At 61.0% G+C, this 20,151-nt stretch carries 16 protein-coding genes and 1 riboswitch; of the genes, 9 read left to right on the top strand and 7 right to left on the bottom strand.

The window, feature by feature from the left end:
- Window positions 1-61: 61 nt before the first annotated feature.
- The 3 genes from SIN04_RS15120 to SIN04_RS15110 are packed head-to-tail and all read right to left on the bottom strand — an operon-like array spanning window position 62 to window position 2,747.
- Complete coding sequence (locus SIN04_RS15120; RefSeq protein WP_134490504.1) at window positions 62-838, bottom strand: ABC transporter ATP-binding protein; 777 nt, start codon at window positions 836-838, stop codon at window positions 62-64.
- Window positions 835-1,653 (bottom strand): ABC transporter permease, encoded by an 819-nt coding sequence (locus SIN04_RS15115; protein ID WP_134490502.1) that lies wholly within the window; start codon window positions 1,651-1,653, stop codon window positions 835-837. The genes SIN04_RS15120 and SIN04_RS15115 overlap by 4 nt, the downstream gene beginning before the upstream one ends.
- Before the next feature lie 11 nt (window positions 1,654-1,664).
- The gene (locus SIN04_RS15110) at window positions 1,665-2,747 is read right to left on the bottom strand and encodes a putative urea ABC transporter substrate-binding protein (protein ID WP_134490499.1); all 1,083 of its coding nucleotides are present in this window, start codon (window positions 2,745-2,747) and stop codon (window positions 1,665-1,667) included.
- 59 nt (window positions 2,748-2,806) lie between these two features.
- Window positions 2,807-2,915, bottom strand: a riboswitch (guanidine-I (ykkC/yxkD leader).
- Between the two features lie 315 nt (window positions 2,916-3,230).
- Here SIN04_RS15110 and panE point away from each other — a divergent pair.
- From panE to SIN04_RS15095, 3 genes are all read left to right on the top strand, one after another.
- Window positions 3,231-4,187, top strand: a complete 957-nt coding sequence (panE, locus tag SIN04_RS15105) for a 2-dehydropantoate 2-reductase (protein WP_134490497.1) — start codon at window positions 3,231-3,233, stop codon at window positions 4,185-4,187.
- Between the two features lie 64 nt (window positions 4,188-4,251).
- Window positions 4,252-5,139 (top strand): NAD(P)-dependent oxidoreductase, encoded by an 888-nt coding sequence (locus tag SIN04_RS15100; RefSeq protein ID WP_134490495.1) that lies wholly within the window; start codon window positions 4,252-4,254, stop codon window positions 5,137-5,139.
- Between the two features lie 43 nt (window positions 5,140-5,182).
- Entirely contained in the window at window positions 5,183-5,842 is a 660-nt protein-coding gene (locus tag SIN04_RS15095; RefSeq protein ID WP_134490493.1) for a class I SAM-dependent methyltransferase, read from the top strand.
- Between the two features lie 251 nt (window positions 5,843-6,093).
- On the opposite strand, the gene SIN04_RS15090 is transcribed toward SIN04_RS15095, so the two are convergent.
- Window positions 6,094-8,673, bottom strand: coding sequence for a putative bifunctional diguanylate cyclase/phosphodiesterase (locus SIN04_RS15090; RefSeq protein WP_134490491.1), 2,580 nt, complete (start codon window positions 8,671-8,673; stop codon window positions 6,094-6,096).
- 400 nt (window positions 8,674-9,073) lie between these two features.
- Here SIN04_RS15090 and bfr point away from each other — a divergent pair, with 400 nt between their 5' ends.
- Window positions 9,074-9,559 (top strand): bacterioferritin, encoded by a 486-nt coding sequence (gene bfr, locus SIN04_RS15085; protein WP_134490489.1) that lies wholly within the window; start codon window positions 9,074-9,076, stop codon window positions 9,557-9,559.
- A gap of 158 nt (window positions 9,560-9,717) precedes the next feature.
- Here the strand turns inward: bfr and SIN04_RS15080 are convergent, their stop codons facing one another.
- Window positions 9,718-11,802 carry a thioredoxin domain-containing protein gene (locus SIN04_RS15080; RefSeq protein ID WP_134490487.1) on the bottom strand — a complete coding sequence of 695 codons (2,085 nt, stop codon included), beginning with the start codon at window positions 11,800-11,802 and terminating at the stop codon, window positions 9,718-9,720.
- Between the two features lie 123 nt (window positions 11,803-11,925).
- Between SIN04_RS15080 and mnmE the strand changes: the two genes are divergently transcribed.
- The 5 genes from mnmE to SIN04_RS15055 all read left to right on the top strand — a co-directional run bounded on the left by mnmE (window position 11,926) and on the right by SIN04_RS15055 (window position 17,729).
- Window positions 11,926-13,242, top strand: a complete 1,317-nt coding sequence (gene mnmE / locus SIN04_RS15075; protein WP_134490485.1) for a tRNA uridine-5-carboxymethylaminomethyl(34) synthesis GTPase MnmE — start codon at window positions 11,926-11,928, stop codon at window positions 13,240-13,242.
- Window positions 13,243-13,287: 45 nt separating this feature from the next.
- Entirely contained in the window at window positions 13,288-15,150 is a 1,863-nt protein-coding gene (mnmG, locus tag SIN04_RS15070) for a tRNA uridine-5-carboxymethylaminomethyl(34) synthesis enzyme MnmG (protein ID WP_134490483.1), read from the top strand.
- A complete protein-coding gene (gene rsmG, locus SIN04_RS15065) occupies window positions 15,147-15,830 on the top strand; it encodes a 16S rRNA (guanine(527)-N(7))-methyltransferase RsmG (RefSeq protein WP_134490481.1) in 684 nt (227 codons plus the stop codon). Before mnmG ends, rsmG begins: the two co-directional genes overlap by 4 nt.
- Before the next feature lie 195 nt (window positions 15,831-16,025).
- Entirely contained in the window at window positions 16,026-16,829 is an 804-nt protein-coding gene (locus SIN04_RS15060; RefSeq protein WP_134490479.1) for a ParA family protein, read from the top strand.
- Window positions 16,830-16,844: 15 nt separating this feature from the next.
- Entirely contained in the window at window positions 16,845-17,729 is an 885-nt protein-coding gene (locus tag SIN04_RS15055; RefSeq protein ID WP_134490477.1) for a ParB/RepB/Spo0J family partition protein, read from the top strand.
- A gap of 229 nt (window positions 17,730-17,958) precedes the next feature.
- On the opposite strand, the gene SIN04_RS15050 is transcribed toward SIN04_RS15055, so the two are convergent.
- Entirely contained in the window at window positions 17,959-18,735 is a 777-nt protein-coding gene (locus tag SIN04_RS15050) for a LutC/YkgG family protein (protein WP_134490475.1), read from the bottom strand.
- Complete coding sequence (locus SIN04_RS15045) at window positions 18,732-20,150, bottom strand: LutB/LldF family L-lactate oxidation iron-sulfur protein (RefSeq protein WP_341264021.1); 1,419 nt, start codon at window positions 20,148-20,150, stop codon at window positions 18,732-18,734. The genes SIN04_RS15050 and SIN04_RS15045 overlap by 4 nt, the downstream gene beginning before the upstream one ends.
- Between the last annotated feature and the right edge of the window lies 1 nt (window position 20,151).

Genomic DNA, 20,151 nt, shown 5'->3' with positions numbered 1-20,151 from the left:
CGCCAGGTCGTCCTGGCCCAATCCTCATGTCGCGCCGGGTCGTCCCGGCAGGAAGAAAGATTCAGGAGCTTTTTTTCGGCCCCTTTCGCGGAGCGGGGACATTCCAGGGCGCGTGCTTTGGCGGCCATACGTCGAGATCTCTCGTGATTGTGGCGCCAAACCGCTCGGGCTCGAGCAGGCTGTTTTCCTTGCGTTCAAAGGCGAGCACTCGCGTGCCAAGACGGAACGCCTCGCTGAGATCATGCGTTACCATGATGACCGTCATCTGCGTTTCTCTCCAGAGGCGGAGCATCAGCTCATGGATGTCCGCTCTGATGCCAGGATCGAGGGCGCCAAAGGGCTCGTCGAGCAACAGAATTTTCGGCCGCGTGATCAGCGCCTGGGCCAGCGCGAGACGCTGCTGCATGCCCCCTGACAATTGCGCCGGGTATTTGGTGAGCGAGGCGGAAAGGCCGACCTCCTCGAGCAGCGCCATCGCTTCTTCTGCGACTTTGCGCCTCGCTTTTCCGAAAAGCGCGCCAAAGAATTTCGAGCCGGCGAATTCCTTGCCAAGCACGACATTCTCGAGAACCGTCAGATGCGGGAATACGGAGTAACGCTGAAACACCACGCCGCGGTCGACGGTCGGCTCTCGCGGCAGCTCCTTCCCATCGACAAGGATGCGTCCGCGCGTCGGCGTTTCCTCGCTGAGAAGCATGCGCAGGAACGTCGTCTTGCCGCAGCCGGATGGGCCGACGAGCGCGACGAAGGCGTGCGGCGCTATGTCGAGCGAAAGCTTTTCGAGCACGACGCGGCCATCATATTCCTTCCAGACATTTTGAAAGCTGATGGTCGTCATTTCGCGCGCGCTCCCGCAAACCAGGGGAAGAGCCAGCTTTGCAGGCGCCGCAAGATATAATCCGACAGAAAGGCAAGGAGCGTGATCCAGGCGACATAAGGCAAAATGACATCCATCGCGAGATAGCGGCGCATCAAAAAGATGCGATAGCCAAGCCCGCTTTCGGCGGCGATCGCCTCGGCCGCGATCAGGTAGAGCCACGCGGCGCCAAGCGATAGCCGGACGGAATCAATGAGGCGCGGCATCATCTGCGGCGCCACGACGCGGAGCAGAATCTGCCATGTTGTCGCGCCAAGCGTCTGCGCCTTGACCAATTGCTCTACCGGCAGTTCACTGACCCGCAAGGCGAGATCGCGGGTCATATAAGGCGCGATGCCGATGACGATCAGCACGATCTTCGAGACTTCGCCAAGCCCGAACACGATGAACAGGATCGGCAGGATCGCGAGCGGCGGGATCATCGACAACACTGCTATGAAAGGCGTCAGCAGAACTCGCAGATAGGGCAACAGCCCAACCAGGAGCCCGATGACGCAACTACTGACGGTCGCGACCGCGAGGCCGACGCCGAGACGAGTGAGGCTCGCCGCAGTGTCGGACCAAAGAATGATGTCTCCCGTGCGCTTATCAGGCTCAAAAGCGACGCGTCGCACCGCCGCCGCCAGGCTGTCGAGGCCTGGCAGCAATTTATCGTCGGGATTGCCCGCATGGCGCAGGATCGATCCGATCGCATAGATCGCGATCAGCACGACGAAAGGAAGGGCGGGCAGGATGAGGCTTGCTCCCCGATTCGGGCGATAGGTGAGTAAGCGCATGGGAGAAGCCTTCAGTTCTTGGCCGTCGCGGCGGCGTCCATATAGGTCGTCACGAAGCGTAGCCCGATCTTCTTCGGATCGCCAAGAACGCTGCCGTCGGGGAATTTGACTCCAATCACGTCAGCGCTTTTGGCGGCGTCGCCAAGCAATCCATGCGTGAAGAGAAATTCATTCACAAGCTTCATGGTCTTCGGCAAGGCGGCGCTCGTCGTAAAGGCGATGGCGTCGGCTGGTGTGTAGAACATGCGCGTCGTCTTCAGCTGCGATTCGAAGCCCGCGAGATCCGTGCCGGAGGCCTTCCCCATGTCCTCCCGCGCAGCCTGCCCGGCCGGCGTTTTAGCGCTCATGATGGCGAGCGTCTCATACCAGATGCCGGCCAGCGCCTTGCCGAAATCGGGATTATCTTCCAGCGTCTTCGTATTGGCGATCGCAAGGTCCATGATCTCGCCGGGGATCTTGCTCGAGTCGAAGACCTCGTGCGCGTCCTTGCGCTGCATGATTTCGGAGACGATCGGATTCCAGGTCGTAACCGCCGTGACGTCGGGCGTCGCGAAGGCCGCCGCCATATCGGCGTCGGAGGTGTTGACGACGGTGACATCCTTTTCCGTCATGCCGATCGAGGCCAGCGCGCGATCGAGCAGGTAATGCGAGACGGAAAATTGGACGAGATTGATCTTCTGGCCTTTGATCGCCTTGAGGTCTGACTTATCCTTCAAGATGACGGCGTCATTGCCGTTCGAGAAATCACCGACGATCACGGCGGTGGAATCGACGCCGCCGACGGCCGGCGTCGCCACCGTATCCATGTTGGTGACGGTCAAGGCGTCAAAAGCGCCCGCTGTATATTGGTTGATCGACTCGGCGTAATCGTTGAATTGAACAACGTCGATCTTGATGCCGTATTTATCGGCCCATTTCTTGACGATGCCGTGGTCATTCGCCCATTGCCAGGGCATCCAACCGACATAGATCGACCAGGCGAGCTTGAAATCTTTTTTCGGCGCCGCGGAGACGGCATCCGCCGCCCCGAACAGCAAAACGGCGCCGAGACCGAGAGACGCGATTTTTGAAGCGAGCTTCTTCGTAGGCAACATCCAATCCTCCACAAAAGGGGACTGGCGAGACCATTGACGCCAATCCCTGACGTCGTTTGGTCTCCCGGGCTTTTATCCCGCCGTGCCTCCAGCCGATTTCTCCCAGCTGGATTGCAGCTCTCGGACCAGCACCGCAAACTCGCGATCGGAACCCTAGCCGCCTTCCAACGCAATCGTTGCAAGCGTGGCGCCAATTCCGAAATTGGCCAATTATTTCGTGATAATCGAATTGATTCAATCTCCTGGATCGGCAGTCCGTAATTTTTGACGCTTGTGCCAGCCCTTTCCCTGCGCCAAAAAAATAATCAGACTGATGGAATCATGATCAGGCGGCGATGCAATCGCCGATTGCGCCGAAACAATTGATGAGGCGAGCCAAGGCGCAAGATTGTTCGCCGGCGGCGGCCGTTCTACAAAGTGCGCGGCTGGAGCGCCGGCGCCAGCGCCGCGCCAATCGAGCGTCATCCCCGAAAGGACAGAAAAATGCGCATTCTCGTGGTCGGAGCCGGCGCGATCGGCGGCTATTTCGGCGCGCGCTTGCTGAAGGCCGGCCGCGACGTCACCTTTCTCGTGCGCTCGAGGCGGGTGGCGCAGCTCGCAAAGACGGGACTCGTCGTCAAAAGTCCGCTCGGCGACATCGACATTCAAAACCCGCCGGTGATTTCCGCCGAGGCGCTGCGCGAGCCCTTCGATCTCATCATTTTGAGCTGCAAGGCCTATGATCTCGATGGCGCTATCGACTCTTTTGCGCCCGCGGTCGGGCCTGACACTGCGATCCTGCCGCTCCTCAATGGCATGCGCCATCTTGATGCGCTTGACGCGCGTTTTGGCGCGGCCCATGTGCTCGGCGGCCTTTGCGCGATCTCGACGGCGCTCGATCCCGAAGGGCGTATTCTGCATTTCGGGAATTTCCACAATCTGGCGTTTGGCGAACGCGGCTGCGTCGGCTCGAAGCAAGTGGCGGCGATCGAAACCGCCCTTCTCAATGCCGGCTTCGACGCGCGCCGCAGCGGTAAAATTTTGCAGGATATGTGGGACAAATGGGCGTTCATCGCATCGGCCGCCGGGATCACCTGCCTGATGCGCGCCGCGGCCGGCGACATCGCGGCGGCTGGAGCCTCTGACCTTGCGACATCCCTCGTCGACGAATGCGCTTCGATCGCCGCTGAAAACGGATACGGCCCGAGCGAGGCGGCGCTGGCGCGCAGCAAAACCATGTTGACGGCGCCGGGATCGGAATTTGTCGCCTCCATGCTGCGCGACGTCGAACGCGGCGCGCCGACTGAAGCCGACCATATTCTCGGCGACCTCCTGAGCCGCAGGATTGTGGGCCCGGACCCGAAATCGCTTTTGCGCATCGCCTATGCTCATTTGAAGGCCTATGAGGCGCGCCGCGCGCGTGAGGCGGCCGCCACCAAACCGCCGCCGACGCAATCCTGAGCCCTCCACCCATGCATCGAGGGCGCGCTCACATTTGAGCCGCGCCGGAAACCAGGAGAAATCCATGAAAATTGCATTCCTTGGCCTCGGCGGAATGGGCAGCGCCATGGTGCGCAACCTCGTCAAGGACGGCCATACGGTGGTCGCCTGGAACCGGAGCTATGAGCCGACAAAAGCGATCAACGCGCTTGGCGTCGCCATTGAACGAACGCCAGCGGAAGCCGCGAAGGAAGGCGATATTGCGATCACCATGCTCGCCGACGACGCGGCGGTCGAAGCCGTGACGCTCGGCAAGGATGGCATTATCGAAGGACTGAAAGAGGGCGCCGCTCATATCTCGATGAGCACGATTTCCGTCGCGCTGTCGGAGCGGCTGGCCAAGGCGCATGCCGAGCGTGGCCAAAACTATGCCGCCGCGCCTGTGTTCGGGCGACCCGAAGCGGCGGAAGCCGGCAAGCTCTTTATCGCGGCCGGCGGCGACGCCGAGCTTATCGACAAAATCCGCCCGGCGTTGGAGGCGATGGGCCAGCGTGTATTCGTCATGGGCGATCAGCCGGCGCAGGCCAATCTCGTCAAGCTCACGGGCAATTTTCTGATTACCTGCGTCATCGAAAGCCTTGCCGAAGCCTTCGCGCTGACCGCCAAGGGTGGCGTCGATACGGCCAAGGTTTTCGAACTGCTGACGGAGACGCTGTTCGCCGCGCCGGTTTACAAGACCTATGGCGCGCTGATCCTCGACGGCAAATTCTCTCCGCCGGGATTCAAAATGCCGCTGGGGCTGAAGGATAATCGGCTGCTGCTGCAGGCGGCCGAAAAGCTCGAGGCGCCGCTGCCCTTCGCGTCCATCGTGCGGGATCGTTTTTTGGCGGCGATCGCCAATGGGGATGGCGGGCTCGACTGGTCGGCGATCGCCAAACGCGCGGCGGAAGACGCAGGGTTCGAAGTGAAATGAGGGGGCAACGCTGCTTCATGACCGTCACAGAAAGGCAAGCGCCATGAGCGTCAGTTCAGAACAGGTCGCCGCGGGACAGGCTGTCTACACCAAACGCACGCTCGCGCTCTACGACCTTATAGTGCTTGGCATATCCAATCGCCTGATTTGGAGGTGCCCTACTCCACGGCTCCTGGAGCACTACAACAGGCACGTCACCGCCAATCATTTGGATGTTGGGGTTGGGACGGGCTATTTCCTGGACCACTGCCGATTTCCGGCGAACCAGCCACGCATCGCGTTGATGGACCTTAATGAGACGACCCTCGACTTCGCCTCTCGTCGAATCGGGCGATACAAGCCGGAGATCTATCTCCGGAATGTCCTGGAGCCGATCTCAATCGACGCGGCGAAATTCGATTCGATCGGCATGAACTATCTACTCCATTGCCTTCCGGGGACGATACTGTCGAAGTCCGCGGCCTTCGATCACCTGAAGATGTTGATGAATCCCGGCGCGATCCTCTTCGGTTCAACCTTGCTGCAAGGCGGCGTCTCCCGGAGCGGGCCTGCCAAACGGCTCATGGAGGTTTACAATCGAAAAGGGATATTTTCGAATGAGAACGATGACGCCGACGGCCTCGAACGCGCTCTTACTCAGCGGTTTCGATCGGTCTCGATTGAAATCGTGGGCTGTGCGGCGCTATTTTCAGCACGCGCATAAGCGCCCCGCTTTACCGCATACCTGAGGCCCGACGTTTGGGACCACTTGCGAGCCGCGCGTCGCCCGCTCTGCGATGCGCGGCGGACGCAGGTGCTCTGCAGCGCAACGCCGACAAGCGCATGCCGGAGTTTATAACATAGCATGTGTTCTTCTGTGGAATAGCGTTCCGATGGATTCGCATTCCCTTCTTTTGCGATTGTTTTCGACGCATCGTGCAGGTCCGAGAAGTCCGCGATTTTTCGGCGTCATGTTCAATGTCTGACGAGGCCTTCGCAGCTTGAGCGCGCGCCTTCATTCGCCTTCAGCATGGGCGCGATCTTGCTCGCCGGCACAGGGGGGCTGAAGTAATAGCCCTGCATTTCGGTGCAGCCTTCATTGCGCAGCCAGGCGAGTTGTTCGCCTGTTTCGACGCCTTCGGCCGTGGTCGCGATGCCAAGGCTTGACCCAAGGCCGGCGACCGCGCGCACGATCGCCATGCAATCGCCGCCATCGGACAATTCGCTGACGAAGGACCGGTCGATCTTGATCTTGTCGAATGGAAAAGCGCGCAAATAGCTGAGGCTCGAATAGCCTGTTCCGAAATCATCCATGGAGACGCTGACGCCAAGCCCCCGAAGGCGATAAAGCGTTGCAAGATTTGCTTCGCTTTCCGCCAACAGAATGGATTCGGTGATCTCGAGCTCGAGCCGCGAGGCGGGCAAGCCGGAATTCGCGAGCGCGCTCAACACGGCGTGCGTCACATTTCCGGTCTTGAATTGAACCGAGGATAGATTGACGGCGACCTTCAAATGGCCCGGCCAGCGCGCCGCCTCGGCGCAGGCCTGCCTCAGCACCCATTCGCCGAGCGGCACGATCAATCCGATCTCTTCTGACAGGGGGATGAATTCCGCCGGAGGCACTAATCCGCGCGAGGGATGATGCCAGCGCAGTAAAGCCTCAAAGCCTGTGATCGCGCCTGATTTGAGCGAGACGAGCGGCTGGTAGTAAAGTTCGAATTCGCCGGCCGCCATAGCGCGCCTCAGATCAATCTCGAGCAAGCGGCGCGCCCGCACGCGCGCGTCCATCCCGGGCTCGAAGAAATGAAAGGCGCGCCGGCCTCCGTCCTTGGCGCGGTAGAGCGCCATATCGGCGTTCTTCAGCAAAAGATCCGAAGAGAGCCCGTCGCCCGGCGCCATTGCGATGCCGATGCTCGTCCCAATCTCAAGGGAATGGCCCTCGATCACAAAAGGCCGGCTCACCGCGTCGACGACATAGGAGGCAAAGCTGCTCGCCTCGTCCGGGCCTGCAAGGCCGGTTCGCAAAATGCCGAATTCATCGCCGCCAAATCGAGCGACGATATCGGTCGCGCGCAAACAGACGCGGAGCCGATCCGCGACGGCGCGCAAAAGCGCGTCGCCGACCGGATGGCCGAGCGTGTCGTTGATCGCCTTGAACTGATCGAGATCGAGATAAAACAGCGCGAGCTGGCCTTGTTCGGGATCAAGGCGCGCGAGCTCCTCGTCGAGCCTTTGGCGAAACAGCGCGCGGTTCGGCAGATCGGTCAGGGCGTCGTGATGCGCCATATGCGCGAGACGCACCTCGGCGCGCTGCTTTTCGGTCACGTCGATGATGGTGATAAGATGCGCATGCCGGTCGCGAAAGATGATTGCGCGCGAATGAACGATGACGTCGAGCTGGCTCCGGTCGGATCGCATGTAGCGTCCGATCCTCTGCGCTACCGGCCCCGCGGGATCGCGGCTTGCGAAGGCGCGAACGTCGTCCCAATCCTCTTCGGGGGTCACGTCGAAAGCCGTCATCGTGAGCAAATCCTCACGCGAAAACCCCCAAAGCGCCGCAGCCGCGTCATTGACCGCGAGAAAGCGGAACGTTTCCGGATCGCAAAGCGCCGTCGGCGTCGGGCTGCCGTCAAAGAGCAGGCGGAAAGAGGTCTCTCGCGCCCTGATGTCGCTGATGTCGGTCAGCGTCACCGCGACGAGATCGCCCATCGCCGATGCGTTAACGCTGAGATGCGCATCGGCGCCGGCGTCGAGAAAGGCGTCGATTTCAAAGCGGGCGCTGCCGCCATTTTCGACCACGCCGCAGAATCTCGCGAGCGCGCCGTTTCGGCCCCCTTCGGCGAGCAGTTCGGACAGACGCCGCCCGCGCAAATCGACGCCGCCGCGCTTCAACAGACGCGCGGCCCCATCGTTCAGGGTGACAATTTCAAAGTCGCATGCGGCCTGAGTTTCGTCACGGATGGCGGCCAGCGCGACGACGCCTTCATCGGTCGCGCTGAAGATCGCATCGACGAGGTTGTATCTCTGCTCCCGCTGCTTCATATAGACTTGGCAGAGCGGCGGCCCCCAGCGATTTGATACAGGCAGGGCCAGTAGGTCGTAGCTGCGGACGAGGCCGTCGACGACGGCATGCGCCACGGTTTCCGCGGGATAGCTTTTCTTCAGGGCGCGCATGACCGCGTCATGCATGGCTCTGAGCAGACCGCTCGAACGCGGGTTGATCGCCCCCCGGCGTGAAGGCTGATCAATCCAGGCTTCAATTGTCGGTCCAGCCATGAGAATGTCGAGCTGCCCGGGCGCCGTTACGCGAATCAAAGCCGCGCTGTCGGCAAGGCGGCCGAGGCCGCCGAGCGCCAGCTCCTCGTAAGGAGGAATGACGTTCGGAGGAACAATCGCCGCGCGCCAGGCGAGATGCAGGGTTTCGATTTCAGGCGGACGCCGCGCAGTGCTCACCAGAGCGCGCCCCTGCGCCGCGCGCCGGTCGCCTCGCATGCCGGCTGCGACCTGCTCAACCGGCCCGCCATCGACCTCGCGTCTCGTCGCCTGCGCCGACATATATGCACTCCTTATCTGACCATAACTGAAAGATGTCAGACGGAAGTTGCCTTTGGCTTTCGCCGGCCGATCGGATTTTAACCTCCCCGTGGACGAATATCTCGCGCCGCAATCACATCCCGCTGTTCAACTAACCGGATTTCGCGCAGGTAAAGTTTGGCACATTTTTTCCTTGGCCACTGCCCCCGCAGGGAAAGAAATATTCGCCGGAGCCGCCGGCCAATTGATCCATCGCAAAGTGTTCAAGGTCATTCTCGTTCAAATCGCTTGCATTGCCGAGGCCAGGGTTTATTTTAGAACCTGTCTTGTTCAGTCAATCGTCACTAGCCCAAATAGAGGCGCATTGATTCCACCATGGGCGCGAGCCACGTCTTAGGAATCGTTCGGGGAGTACTTCATTATGAAGGGTGACGACAGGGTCATCGACTATCTCAATCGCAGCCTGCGCAGCGAATTGACCGCAATAAATCAATACTGGCTGCATTTTCGTATCCTTGATAATTGGGGTTTCAAGGATCTTGCAAAGCAATGGCGCGAGGAATCGATCGAGGAGATGCGTCATGCCGATAAGATCACGGCGCGCATTCTTTTCCTCGAAGGTTTCCCGAATATGCAGGTGCTGGATCCTCTGCGCATCGGACAGACGGTCGAGGAAATTCTGAGCTGCGATCTCGCCGCGGAACTCGCCGCGCGCGCGCTTTATACGGAGGCCGCCGAATACGCCATCAGCGTGCACGACCGGGTGACGAAGGAATTATATGACGAGCTTCTGAAAGACGAAGAGCATCATATCGACTTTCTCGAGACCCAGCAGGAATTGATCCGCCAGGTCGGCGTTCAGCTCTATAGCCAGAAGCATATCGGCAAATTGTCCGAAGATCTTTAGGGCGTCCTCAGTCCGCTTTGTCTTGATCCCGAAAAGAAAGAGAATTTTTGGGATCACCAGCCCGATGATCAGGTTCTAGAGCGCTTTCCGATCGAATGGAGTCATTCGATCGATCAGAAATCGCTCCAGATTCAAAAGCTTGAGCATATTCTTGTCGATCAGATCGAACCGATCCGATCGGAATATGCTCTAAGCAGCCGCAATAGGGTTTCGGCGTCGCGCGCCGGCGCGGAACAGGCCCCTTCGGCACAGACGAAAGCCGCCGCCTCACCCGCCATTTGCGCCTGCGCGTGCGCCGGATGTCCGGCCGGCAAATCCTCCGCCCGCTCAATGTCCATGACGATGCGATCGCTGAACGGCGTCGAAAGCGCAATGTCATAGAGGGTCGCGCGCGCTGGCCCCACTGTCGCGATCTCCTTCACGCGCAAGCGCAAATCGAGCGCATTCAGGATGCCGGCGTGGCCGACGACATTCGCGCGCAGCGCCGGCGCCGTGGCCTCGAACAGTCTATCCGCCCGCGCAAGCCATTTTTCGTCTCCCGTCAGCCCGGCGAGGCGAACAAGGGCCGACAGAAAAACCGGATGGGCATTGGGAATGGCGTCATCCGTCGTCGGCGAAAGGCGCAAAATCACATCGCCCGCGTCTTTCGCCGCCATGCATATCAATCCCGTTTTCGCGTCGACATGATAGGCGTCGAGCGCCTCCGCCCAGCCGATGGCGTCGGCGAGATAATCGCGGCTTTGGATGGAGGCGCCCCTAAGGTTGCGCGCTTCATGCAGCGCCAAAGCCGCCTGGATCATCGCGGCGTGATCGAGCGCGAGGCCCGGAGTAACGAGGACACCGGCGCGCCAGCTGTGGGCGAGGCGTTTTTTCTCCTCCTGGTCGATATACTCCATCGTCGATGTGATGAACTCATAGGCCCGCGCGGCAAGCGCAATCCATTCAGGCCGATGCAGAAGCGTCGCCGCATGGACAAGGGCGGCGATCATCAATCCATTCCAGTCGGCCATGATCTTGTCGTCAAGACCTGGATGGACGCGCCGTTCGCGCGCCTCAAACAGAATTTGCCGCAGAGGCGCCAGCCGCGCTTCCTCCTCGGCGCTCGGGCGCACCGACTCGAGCCGGTTCAAAATCGTGACGCCGCCGGGATAATGGGCGTCGGCCCAATTGCCGATCGGGGAGGCATTGTAAAACCTGCCAAAAAAGCGGGCGTCCTCAAGGCCGAGGAGCGAGACCATCTCGTCCCATGTCCAGACATAGAATTTGCCCTCGATGCCTTCGCTGTCGGCGTCGAGGCTCGCGCAGAACGCGCCGCCTGCGTGGGTCATTTCGCGTTCGACCCAGCCGACCGTCTCCGCCGCCCTGGCGGAGAATAGATCATCGCCGAATTCATGATGGCAGAGCGCCAGACATTCGAGAATCTGCGCATTGTCGTAGAGCATTTTCTCGAAATGCGGCACGAGCCAGCGCTCATCCGTAGAGTAACGCGCGAATCCGCCGCCAAGATGGTCATAGACGCCGCCTTCCGACATATGTTCGAGCGTCAGCCGCACAGCCTCGCGATAAGGCGCCTCATTGAGCCGCGCGCCGGCGCGCCACAGCAATTCAAGAATCGGCGTATTCGGAAATTTCGGCGCGCCATTGAGACCGCCGTCGGCCTTATCCATGGCGCCCAAAACATGCGGCGCGATCTGATTTATGTTGTCTAGAGTCAACTCAAAGCCTTGCGAGCCGGCGGCTTCCGACTTCGATAATCGGCGGCGCACAGCGCCGACATTTCTTGCAATCCGCTCGGGGTCGGCGTGAAACGCATGCGCAACCGTGCGCAGGACGGTGACGAAAGCCGGCCGGCCATATTGCTCGTTTTTGGGAAAATAGGTTCCGCCCCAAAAGGGCTCGCCCTTTGGCGTCAGGAACATTGTCAGCGGCCAGCCGCCGCGTTCGCCAAAGGCCTGCAAAGCCTGCATATAGATGTGGTCTATATCGGGCCTTTCCTCGCGATCGACCTTGATATTCACGAAAAGTTCGTTCATCACCGCGGCTGTCGCCTCGTCCTCAAAGCTCTCATGCGCCATGACATGACACCAGTGGCAGGCGGCATAACCGACGGACAGCAATATCGGTTTATTCTCCGCCTGCGCCTCTCGCAGCGCCGTTTCAGTCCACATTTTCCAGTGCACGGGGTTTTCGGCATGCTGCAGCAGATAGGGGCTCGCGGCATTCGAGAGTTCGTTTGCTGACATGGCTAGCTGGTTTCTTTCGACAGAAGCGGAATTATGCGACAAAAGGCCTTTTAAAACAGACAAATATGACGCAAGGATCGAGGCCCGACAAATGTCCGCAAAAAGAGCGAAATCTGTGCCGGAATGAGTACGGACACGATTTACGCCGTCAGCTCCGGCACAGGACGCGCGGCGATCGCAGTCGTGCGCCTATCGGGCACGGCGACGCGGGCCATTGTCAAGTCGATCGTTCGCCGGCTGCCGCCGCCCCGTACGGCAATTCTCGCCACGCTAAGGGATCCCGCGACGCAGGCGGAGATCGATTCCGGGCTCGTTCTATTTTTCCCGGCGCCGCGCAGCTTCACCGGGGAAGACTGCGCCGAGTTCCACATTCACGGCGGCCGCGCCGTGGTCGCAGGGCTCCTCGGCGCGCTCGGCGGCATTGACGGAGCCCGCCCAGCGGAGCCCGGAGAATTTACACGCCGCGCTCTGTTAAATAGCAAGCTCGATCTGGCCCAGGTCGAGGCCATCGGCGATCTCATCGAAGCTGAAACCGAATGGCAACGCCGTCAGGCCGTGCGGCAAATGCAGGGGGGTCTCAGCCGCCAGACGGCGCAATGGCGATCCGCCCTGCTCGAAGCCTCCGCTCTCGTCGAAGCTGAAATCGACTTCTCCGACGAAGGAGACGTCCCAGAGGCCTTGAGCCGTCGCGTCAGCGGCGTCGTGGGGCCGGTACACGATGCCCTGCGCGCGGAACTCGCCGCCGCCAAATCAAGCGAACGCATTCGCGAGGGCGTCGTGATCGTGATTTCCGGACCGCCCAACGCCGGCAAGTCGACGCTTCTCAACGCGCTGGCGCGACGCGACGCCGCCATCGTCTCGCATGAGGCGGGCACGACCCGCGACGCTATCGAGGTCCAGCTCGATCTTGCTGGCTATGCCGTGACGTTGATCGACACAGCCGGGCTGCGCGAGAGCGCCGATATGGTTGAGCAGATCGGCGTCGCGAGAGCGCTCGAGAAAGCCCAAAACGCCGATCTCGTCCTTTGGCTCAGCGAAGCCGATCGGCCGGCGGCTCCGGACGAGAGGCTGGGCGCGGCTGAGGTCTGGCGGATCTTCACCAAAGCGGATCTTGTCGTAAACAAAGATGCTGAACGCGGTCTTTTTATCAGCGCCGAGACGGGCGAGAATATTGGTCTATTGCTCGATAGACTGACCAAGCGCGCCGCCCAATTGAGCGGCGAGGGCCATGCGGGGTTGATCACGCGAGAGCGGCACCGCAAAGCGTTCGCCGCCGCCGCGGACGCTTTGGCGCGGATCGACGCCGATCCGCAAGCGCCCGTCGAGTTTCTGGCTGAAGATCTTCGCGCCGCGCTCTTCGCGCTGGAGAGACTTATTGGGCGTGTTGATGTAGAAGATATCCTCGGTGATATATTTTCGCGCTTTTGCGTTGGGAAATAGGCGTCGATATGTTTCACGTGAAACAGTTTTCGGAGAAACGCTCGAATGAGCGATGCATTTGACGTCATCGTCGTCGGCGGCGGCCATGCCGGATGCGAGGCCGCCGCCGCATCAGCGCGCATGGGCGCAAAAACCGCCCTCCTGACACACGCTCAGGCGACCATAGGAACCATGTCCTGCAACCCCGCCATCGGCGGGCTTGGCAAGGGCCATCTGGTGCGCGAAATCGATGCGCTCGACGGACTGATGGGCAAAGTCGCGGACGCCGCCGGCATCCAGTTTCGCATGCTAAACCGCGCCAAGGGTCCCGCTGTGCGAGGCCCCCGCGCCCAAGCCGACCGCCGTCTCTACCGCAAAGCGATGCAGGAAGCGATTGCGGACATCGAGAATCTCTCTGTGGTCGAGGGTGAAGCGGCCGATCTCACCCTGCAAGATGGGCGCATCGCAGGCCTCATCACCAGCAACGGACGCGCCCTCGCCTGCCGGGCCCTTGTCATCACGACAGGAACCTTTCTTCGCGGGATCATTCATCGAGGCGCCACGACGGTTCCGGCTGGACGAATCGGCGAGACGCCAGCGATCCGCCTGGGCGAAACGCTTGAAAGCATGAACTTCCGCATGGGCAGGCTGAAGACGGGCACGCCGCCGCGGCTCGACGGAAATACCATAGATTGGGCAGATCTCGAGCGTCAGAGCGCGGATCCAGAACCGGAGCCCTTTTCGTTCCTCACCCAGACCATCACAAATCCTCAGATTGACTGCTTCATTACCCAAACGACCCGCGAAGGACATGCGGTCATCCTCGGCAATTTGCAACATTCTCCCGTTTATTCCGGCGCCATCAGCGGGCTTGGTCCACGCTATTGCCCCTCGATCGAAGACAAGGTGGTGCGCTTCAGCGAACGCGATTCGCATCAGATCTTTCTGGAGCCGGAAGGCCTCGACGACAGAACGATCTACCCCAACGGAATCTCGACAGCCTTGCCGGAGGACATTCAACGCCTTTTTCTGCGAACAATCCCCGGGCTCGCTCAGGTCGAGATCCTGCAGGCGGGATATGCGATCGAATATGATTTCATCGACCCACGAGGCCTGAAAGCGAGCCTCGAGACAAAAAGAGTTCCGGGCCTTTTCCTCGCGGGCCAAATCAATGGTACGACCGGTTATGAGGAGGCAGCGGCGCAAGGTGTCGTCGCGGGTTTGAACGCCGCCGCTCTGGCTGGCGGTCTGCCCGCGATCACCTTCGAGCGATCAGAGGCCTATATCGGCGTCATGATCGACGATCTCATCAATCGTGGCGTCACTGAGCCCTATCGAATGTTTACCTCCCGCGCCGAATATCGCTTGTCTTTGCGGGCTGATAATGCGGACCAGAGGCTCACGCATCGCGGCGCGGGGTTTGGCTGCATAGGCTTCGATCGGCGCCGCGCCTTCGCGGCAAAAAGCGCGGCCCTATGCGATGCGCGCGACATTTTGCTCAGTTTTACTCTCAGCCCGAATGAGGCAGCGCGGCATGGTCTAAAAATCAACCACGACGGTGTGCGGCGCACCGCATTCGACCTGCTGGCCCTGCCCGATGTTTCGATCGCGACGTTGCGAGGCGTCTGGCCGGAGCTTGGCGAGATCGACGCCAAGACCGCGCAGCAGATCGAGATCGACGCCAAATATGCCGTCTATCTCGATCGGCAGGCCCGCGATATTGAATCCGCGCGGCGCGATGAGGCGCTGCTGATCCCTGAGGATCTTGATTACTCTTTGCTGAAGGGGCTTTCTAACGAGATTCGCGCTCGGCTCGATCTGATCCGGCCCCGCACCATGGCGCAGGCGAGCCGCATCGAAGGCATGACGCCCGCCGCGATGACGCTTTTGGCCTCAAAGGTCCGCCGCGCCGGCGCGGTGGCAAGTTGAGGCAAGCGCAACCGCCAGGCGGCGAGGGCGCGGCAAAGCGGCGGGCCGCTCATTCGCACCCTCTTCTCGCCGGACTTTCGAGCAAGACGCTGGAGCGTCTGGCAATTTATGAGGCCTTGCTCAGAAAATGGCAGCGCGTCATCAACCTGGTCGGGGAGACAACGCTCGACGACATCTGGATCCGGCACTTTGCCGATTCGCTCCAGGTCGCGGCGGCGGCGCCCGACGCGCGGCGCTGGGTGGATCTCGGCTCCGGCGGCGGATTTCCTGGCCTTGTCACGGCCATCCGGCACGCCGACGATCCGCGCGCCAGCGTTCACCTCATCGAGTCGGATCATCGCAAATGCGCTTTCCTTCGCGAAGTTTCACGTGAAACAGGCGCTCCCACGGTCATTCATTGCGGACGGATCGAGGCGGTCGCGCCGCACATCGCGACGGTCGTCGACGCCGTCAGCGCGCGCGCGCTTGCTCCTCTGCCGACGCTCCTGAGCTACGCGGGAAAATTTATCGAAAATGGCGCGATTGGCGTATTTTCCAAGGGACAACAGGCCGAAGCAGAATTGACCGACTCAGGGGCCGCGGATACATATTTAATCACGACCCTGGCAAGCCAGACATCTTCGTCCGCTCGCATCATTATTGTCAAACGACGCCCTGAGCCATTGTCGTCGCCGCGCTAAGGATTTACGCGCAGAGGCGTTTCTTTGCGCAGGGTCATGGCGCGGCCGGAGCAGGCCCCGACTCGGCTGATTCTCTCTATGTGGTTGTTTTAACTCATGATTTTATCAGACAAGTCAGGCAGCTTCCTAAAGTCGCGCGCGCGGGTCGCTTCGCCCTCTGAGCCGCAGCCAGAAAAAACGCCGCTACCGGCGGAAATGAGAGTGCTGGTGATCGCCAATCAAAAGGGCGGCGTGGGCAAAACGACCACGGCGATCAATCTCGGCACGGCGCTCGCCGCCATCGGCGAAAATGTTTTGATCATCGACCTCGATCCGCAAGGAAACGCATCGACGGGCCTCGGCATTGAACGCCGCAACCGGCGGCTTTCCACCTATGACGTGATGCTTGGCGAAGAGTCGCTAAGGGCAGTCCTTCAGCCGACAGCCGTGCCGCGCCTCACTGTCGCGCCGTCGACGCTTGATCTCCTCGGCGTCGAGCTCGAAATCTCCGGGCGGAAAGATCGCGCCTATTATCTGAAAAATGCCGTTCAAACCCTGGCGGAAGACCAAAAACGCGGGCCCGAGGCTGAACGCTTCACCTATGTGCTGATCGATTGTCCGCCCTCTTTGAACCTTTTGACGATGAACGCCATGACAGCCGCGCATAGCGTCGTCGTGCCTCTGCAATGCGAATTTTTTGCGCTCGAGGGCCTCTCGCAGCTTCTCGCCACGGTCGATCAGGTGCGAACGACCCTCAATCCCGCCCTCAGCATCCACGGAATCGTTCTGACCATGTTCGATTCGCGCAATAGTCTTGCAGCGCAGGTCGTGGCGGATGTTCGCAGTTTCATGGGCGATAAGGTTTATGACACGGTCATTCCCCGCAATGTCCGCGTTTCCGAGGCTCCGTCGCATGGCAAGCCCGTGCTGCTCTACGATCTGAAATGCACTGGCAGTCAGGCCTATCTGAAACTTGCGTCAGAAGTCATCCAGCGCGAGCGCCTCTACCGCGCCGCCTGATTTTTAGGAACGAAGATGATGAAATCATCCAAATCGGCTGACGAACTCCGGCCCCGTCTCGGGCGCGGCCTTGCCGCCCTCATCGGCGACAGCGAGGATCAAGCCCACGCCCGCGCCCGCGGACAAAAGAAGGTTCCGATCGAATTTCTTCGCCCCAATCCACGCAATCCACGCAAGTCTTTTGATGAGGCCGAGCTCGACGATCTCGCAGCCTCGGTCAAGGAGAAGGGCATTATCCAGCCAATCCTCGCGCGCCCGGCGCCAGGACTCGTCGACGCCTATGAAATCATAGCCGGGGAGCGGCGCTGGCGAGCGGCGCAACGGGCTGGTCTGCACGAGGCGCCGATCATCGTGGTGGAAGCCGACGACCAGCAGGCGCTCGAACTCGCCATTATCGAAAATGTTCAACGCAGCGATCTGAACGCTCTCGAAGAAGCCTCAGGCTATGATCGCCTCAGCGCCGAATTCAACTATTCGCAAGGCGACCTCGCAAAAGTCATCGGCAAGAGCCGCAGCCATGTCGCCAATACGTTGCGGCTGCTGAAGCTCCCCGAAAAGTGCAAACGCCTGCTTGGAGAAGGTCTGATCACGGCAGGCCATGCGCGCGCCTTGCTTGGCGTCGCCGATCCCGACGCCCTCGCGGAACGGATTGTGGCGCAGGGTCTCTCGGTGCGCGACGTCGAGCGCATCGTGCAGGGGGCGGGCGACGCGGAGCGCCCCGCCCCGCGTAAACCCAAGGAAAAGGACGCCAACACACGATCGCTCGAAACCGCGCTCACGAGCGGACTTGGCCTCAAGGTCACGATCACCGGCAAAGGTGAGAAAGGCGAGCTTCGCATCGCTTATCGAACTCTTGAGCAACTCGATTTCCTCTGCCAGCGAATTCAGCCATCATCATGAGCGGCGACGCCTCACGCCGCAGTAGCCGGGCGCTTTAACCGGCCCGTCCGTGAGCTTTCCGCCAGGCGAAGCCAGGGATCAGTCGCCGACAGACGGCGGCTCGAGTCCCGGCGCGAAAAGCCCCATTCCAACCCTTTCAGCGCAAACTTATCGGGTCCCGGGCGGGGGGTCGGCTCAACGCTAGACCTTGATGCCGACAATTGCAGACATTTCGGATCCACATCATACGTTAAAACAAAGCCTTAAAGAGCGGAATGCGATGCCGCTCAGACCCATTGCCGAGCAAAGCCTTCACAAGCCCTTTAACCATCCCGAAAATAGGACCTGCGAAGGCCGGTTCATCGTTTTTCGGCGGCGGCGACGCTTTTTCGCCTTCAACCCAGCGTCCGCGCTGCATCGCTCCACGCACCCCTTCGCACCGCAGCCTTCCGACGCGTCGCACCGCAGCGTCCGAAGCATCATCGCGATAGCTGCCACGCTGCGCGGTTGACAGGGAGGCAAGGATACGGCTTCGCTCGATCACCACAATATGATGCAGCGGCAGAAATGAGAAAAGCGTAGGCGAGGCGGGACCGGAATGAAAAACGAGCGTCCCCGTCTCCGCTATGCCCCAAAGCGCTCGTCCCACCGCGACAATCGCGTCCGCTCCGATCGTGGGCCGAAGATTGAATGAGCGCCAATCGAGCTGCGCGAGAGCAGGATCCGGCTGCAAGGCGATGTCTGGCGGAAGGCCTTGCGCGTCGAGATAGCGGCGCACCGCCGCTGGGGCGTCCGCCAAATTCGTGATTTCGTCGGCGCTTGCGCCGATCTTGACGGAAGCAAGACGCGCGGCGAAGAGCGCGCCGAGATCGCCCTCCTCGAGCAAGGGTCTGCCCTTCTCCGGTTCGGCCAGCAGAGCTTTCGCGGACGCTGCGATCGAGACGGCGTCGGGCTCGCGGTCAAGAGCGTTTCTGATGCGGCCAAGAATGGCCTCGCGCATCGATCGGCGCGTTGCGCGGGCGCTCATATGTGGCGTCCTCGCTGTCTCGCGCTCAGCTCTTCCATGAAAGTGCGCGCGGCCGGCTTCGGAAAATCGCGATATTGCGTCCAGCCTTTGGCCAGTGGCAGCGACTTGATCCAGCCGTTCCTCGAGAAGCGGCGCATCGCCCGCACCGCGACCGCCGCCCCGATCCGATACAGAAACGGATGACGCGCGCCGAAAGCCCATAGCCCCAAGGCGCTTCGCGTGGTTCGCGGCTCAAGCCCTTCGCGCCAGCTTTTCTCGCGCCAGCCGCGCAGAAGGGTCGGCAGCGGAATGTCGACCGGGCAGACTTCCTGGCAGCTACCGTTCAAAGTGCAGGCATGGGCGAGGTCGCGCGCCTCCTTCAGTCCGTCCAATGCCGGTGTGAGGACGGCCCCCATGGGGCCCGGATAGACGCCGCCATAGGCATGACCGCCGATCTGGCGGAACACGACGCAGTGATTCATGCATGCGCCGCAGCGCAGACAGCGCAGCATGTCGGCGAGGCCGCCGGCCAGCATCTCTGTGCGGCCATTATCAATGAGGACGATGTGGAATTCTTCCGGTCCGTCGGGATCGCCCGGCCGCTTGGGCCCGCGATGGAAGGTCGTATATTGAGTGATGTCGGCGCCGGTGGCCGAGCGCACCAAAAGCCTTAGCAGGACCATCACATGCTGCATCGAAGGCGCAAGCTTCTCGATGCCCGCAGTGACGATGTGAACCCGGGGCAAGGTCGTCGTCAGCTCCGCGTTGCCCTCATTGGTCACGACGCACACGCCGCCCGTGTCCGCGATTAGAAAATTCGCCCCCGAAATCCCAACATCGGCGTCGAGAAACCGCTGCCGCAACTCGCGGCGCGCGCTTGCGACCATGGTCGCGACGTCATCATTGTTTGGCGGCCTTTGATGATGCGTGCGGAAGAGCGCGGAGACTTCCTCGCGCGTGCGATGCAATGCTGGCCAGATGATGTGCGAAGGGCGGTCCCCCGCGAGCTGCACGATATGTTCGGCAAGATCCGTCTCGACTCGCCTGATGCCCGATTCGTCGAGCGCCTGCGGAAGACCTATTTCCTCGCCGAGCATCGACTTCGACCAGGTAACGGATTTCGCCTCGCGCGCGCGGCAGATATCGAGCACGATCCGGCATGCTTCATTGGCGGACGTCGCCCAATGGACCTTCGCGCCCGAAGCCAGCGCGTTTCTTTCAAATTCGGTCAGGTAATAATCGAGGTTCTGGACAACATGATCCTTGATCCGCCGGCCGAGATCGCGCGCTTTGGCGAAATCCGGCCATTCGGCGACGGCCGCGGCGCGCTTCTCCCGCGCCGTCCCGGTGGTGCGTTCGATCGCCGTCTTCAAGGTCGGGTTTGCGAGCGCTTTTTCGACGCGGGCCTCGAAAAGGCCGAGAGCTTCATGGCTCATA

It is taken from the genome of Methylocella tundrae, from assembly GCF_038024855.1.
Lineage (GTDB): Bacteria > Pseudomonadota > Alphaproteobacteria > Rhizobiales > Beijerinckiaceae > Methylocapsa > Methylocapsa tundrae.
Note: the sequence above shows the minus strand (reverse complement) of the source record. Positions and strands in the feature narration are given on the sequence as shown.

Coding starts and splice junctions, on each gene's coding strand:
- SIN04_RS15115 (WP_134490502.1), bottom strand. CDS start 1,653: ATGCGCTTACTCACCTATCGCCCGAATCGGGGAGCAAGCCTCATCCTG.
- mnmE (WP_134490485.1), top strand. CDS start 11,926: ATGAGTACGGACACGATTTACGCCGTCAGCTCCGGCACAGGACGCGCG.
- SIN04_RS15055 (WP_134490477.1), top strand. CDS start 16,845: ATGATGAAATCATCCAAATCGGCTGACGAACTCCGGCCCCGTCTCGGG.
- SIN04_RS15080 (WP_134490487.1), bottom strand. CDS start 11,802: ATGTCAGCAAACGAACTCTCGAATGCCGCGAGCCCCTATCTGCTGCAG.
- SIN04_RS15060 (WP_134490479.1), top strand. CDS start 16,026: ATGAGAGTGCTGGTGATCGCCAATCAAAAGGGCGGCGTGGGCAAAACG.
- SIN04_RS15110 (WP_134490499.1), bottom strand. CDS start 2,747: ATGTTGCCTACGAAGAAGCTCGCTTCAAAAATCGCGTCTCTCGGTCTC.
- SIN04_RS15095 (WP_134490493.1), top strand. CDS start 5,183: ATGAGCGTCAGTTCAGAACAGGTCGCCGCGGGACAGGCTGTCTACACC.
- SIN04_RS15100 (WP_134490495.1), top strand. CDS start 4,252: ATGAAAATTGCATTCCTTGGCCTCGGCGGAATGGGCAGCGCCATGGTG.
- SIN04_RS15120 (WP_134490504.1), bottom strand. CDS start 838: ATGACGACCATCAGCTTTCAAAATGTCTGGAAGGAATATGATGGCCGC.
- bfr (WP_134490489.1), top strand. CDS start 9,074: ATGAAGGGTGACGACAGGGTCATCGACTATCTCAATCGCAGCCTGCGC.
- mnmG (WP_134490483.1), top strand. CDS start 13,288: ATGAGCGATGCATTTGACGTCATCGTCGTCGGCGGCGGCCATGCCGGA.
- SIN04_RS15045 (WP_341264021.1), bottom strand. CDS start 20,150: ATGAGCCATGAAGCTCTCGGCCTTTTCGAGGCCCGCGTCGAAAAAGCG.
- SIN04_RS15090 (WP_134490491.1), bottom strand. CDS start 8,673: ATGTCGGCGCAGGCGACGAGACGCGAGGTCGATGGCGGGCCGGTTGAG.
- panE (WP_134490497.1), top strand. CDS start 3,231: ATGCGCATTCTCGTGGTCGGAGCCGGCGCGATCGGCGGCTATTTCGGC.
- SIN04_RS15050 (WP_134490475.1), bottom strand. CDS start 18,735: ATGAGCGCCCGCGCAACGCGCCGATCGATGCGCGAGGCCATTCTTGGC.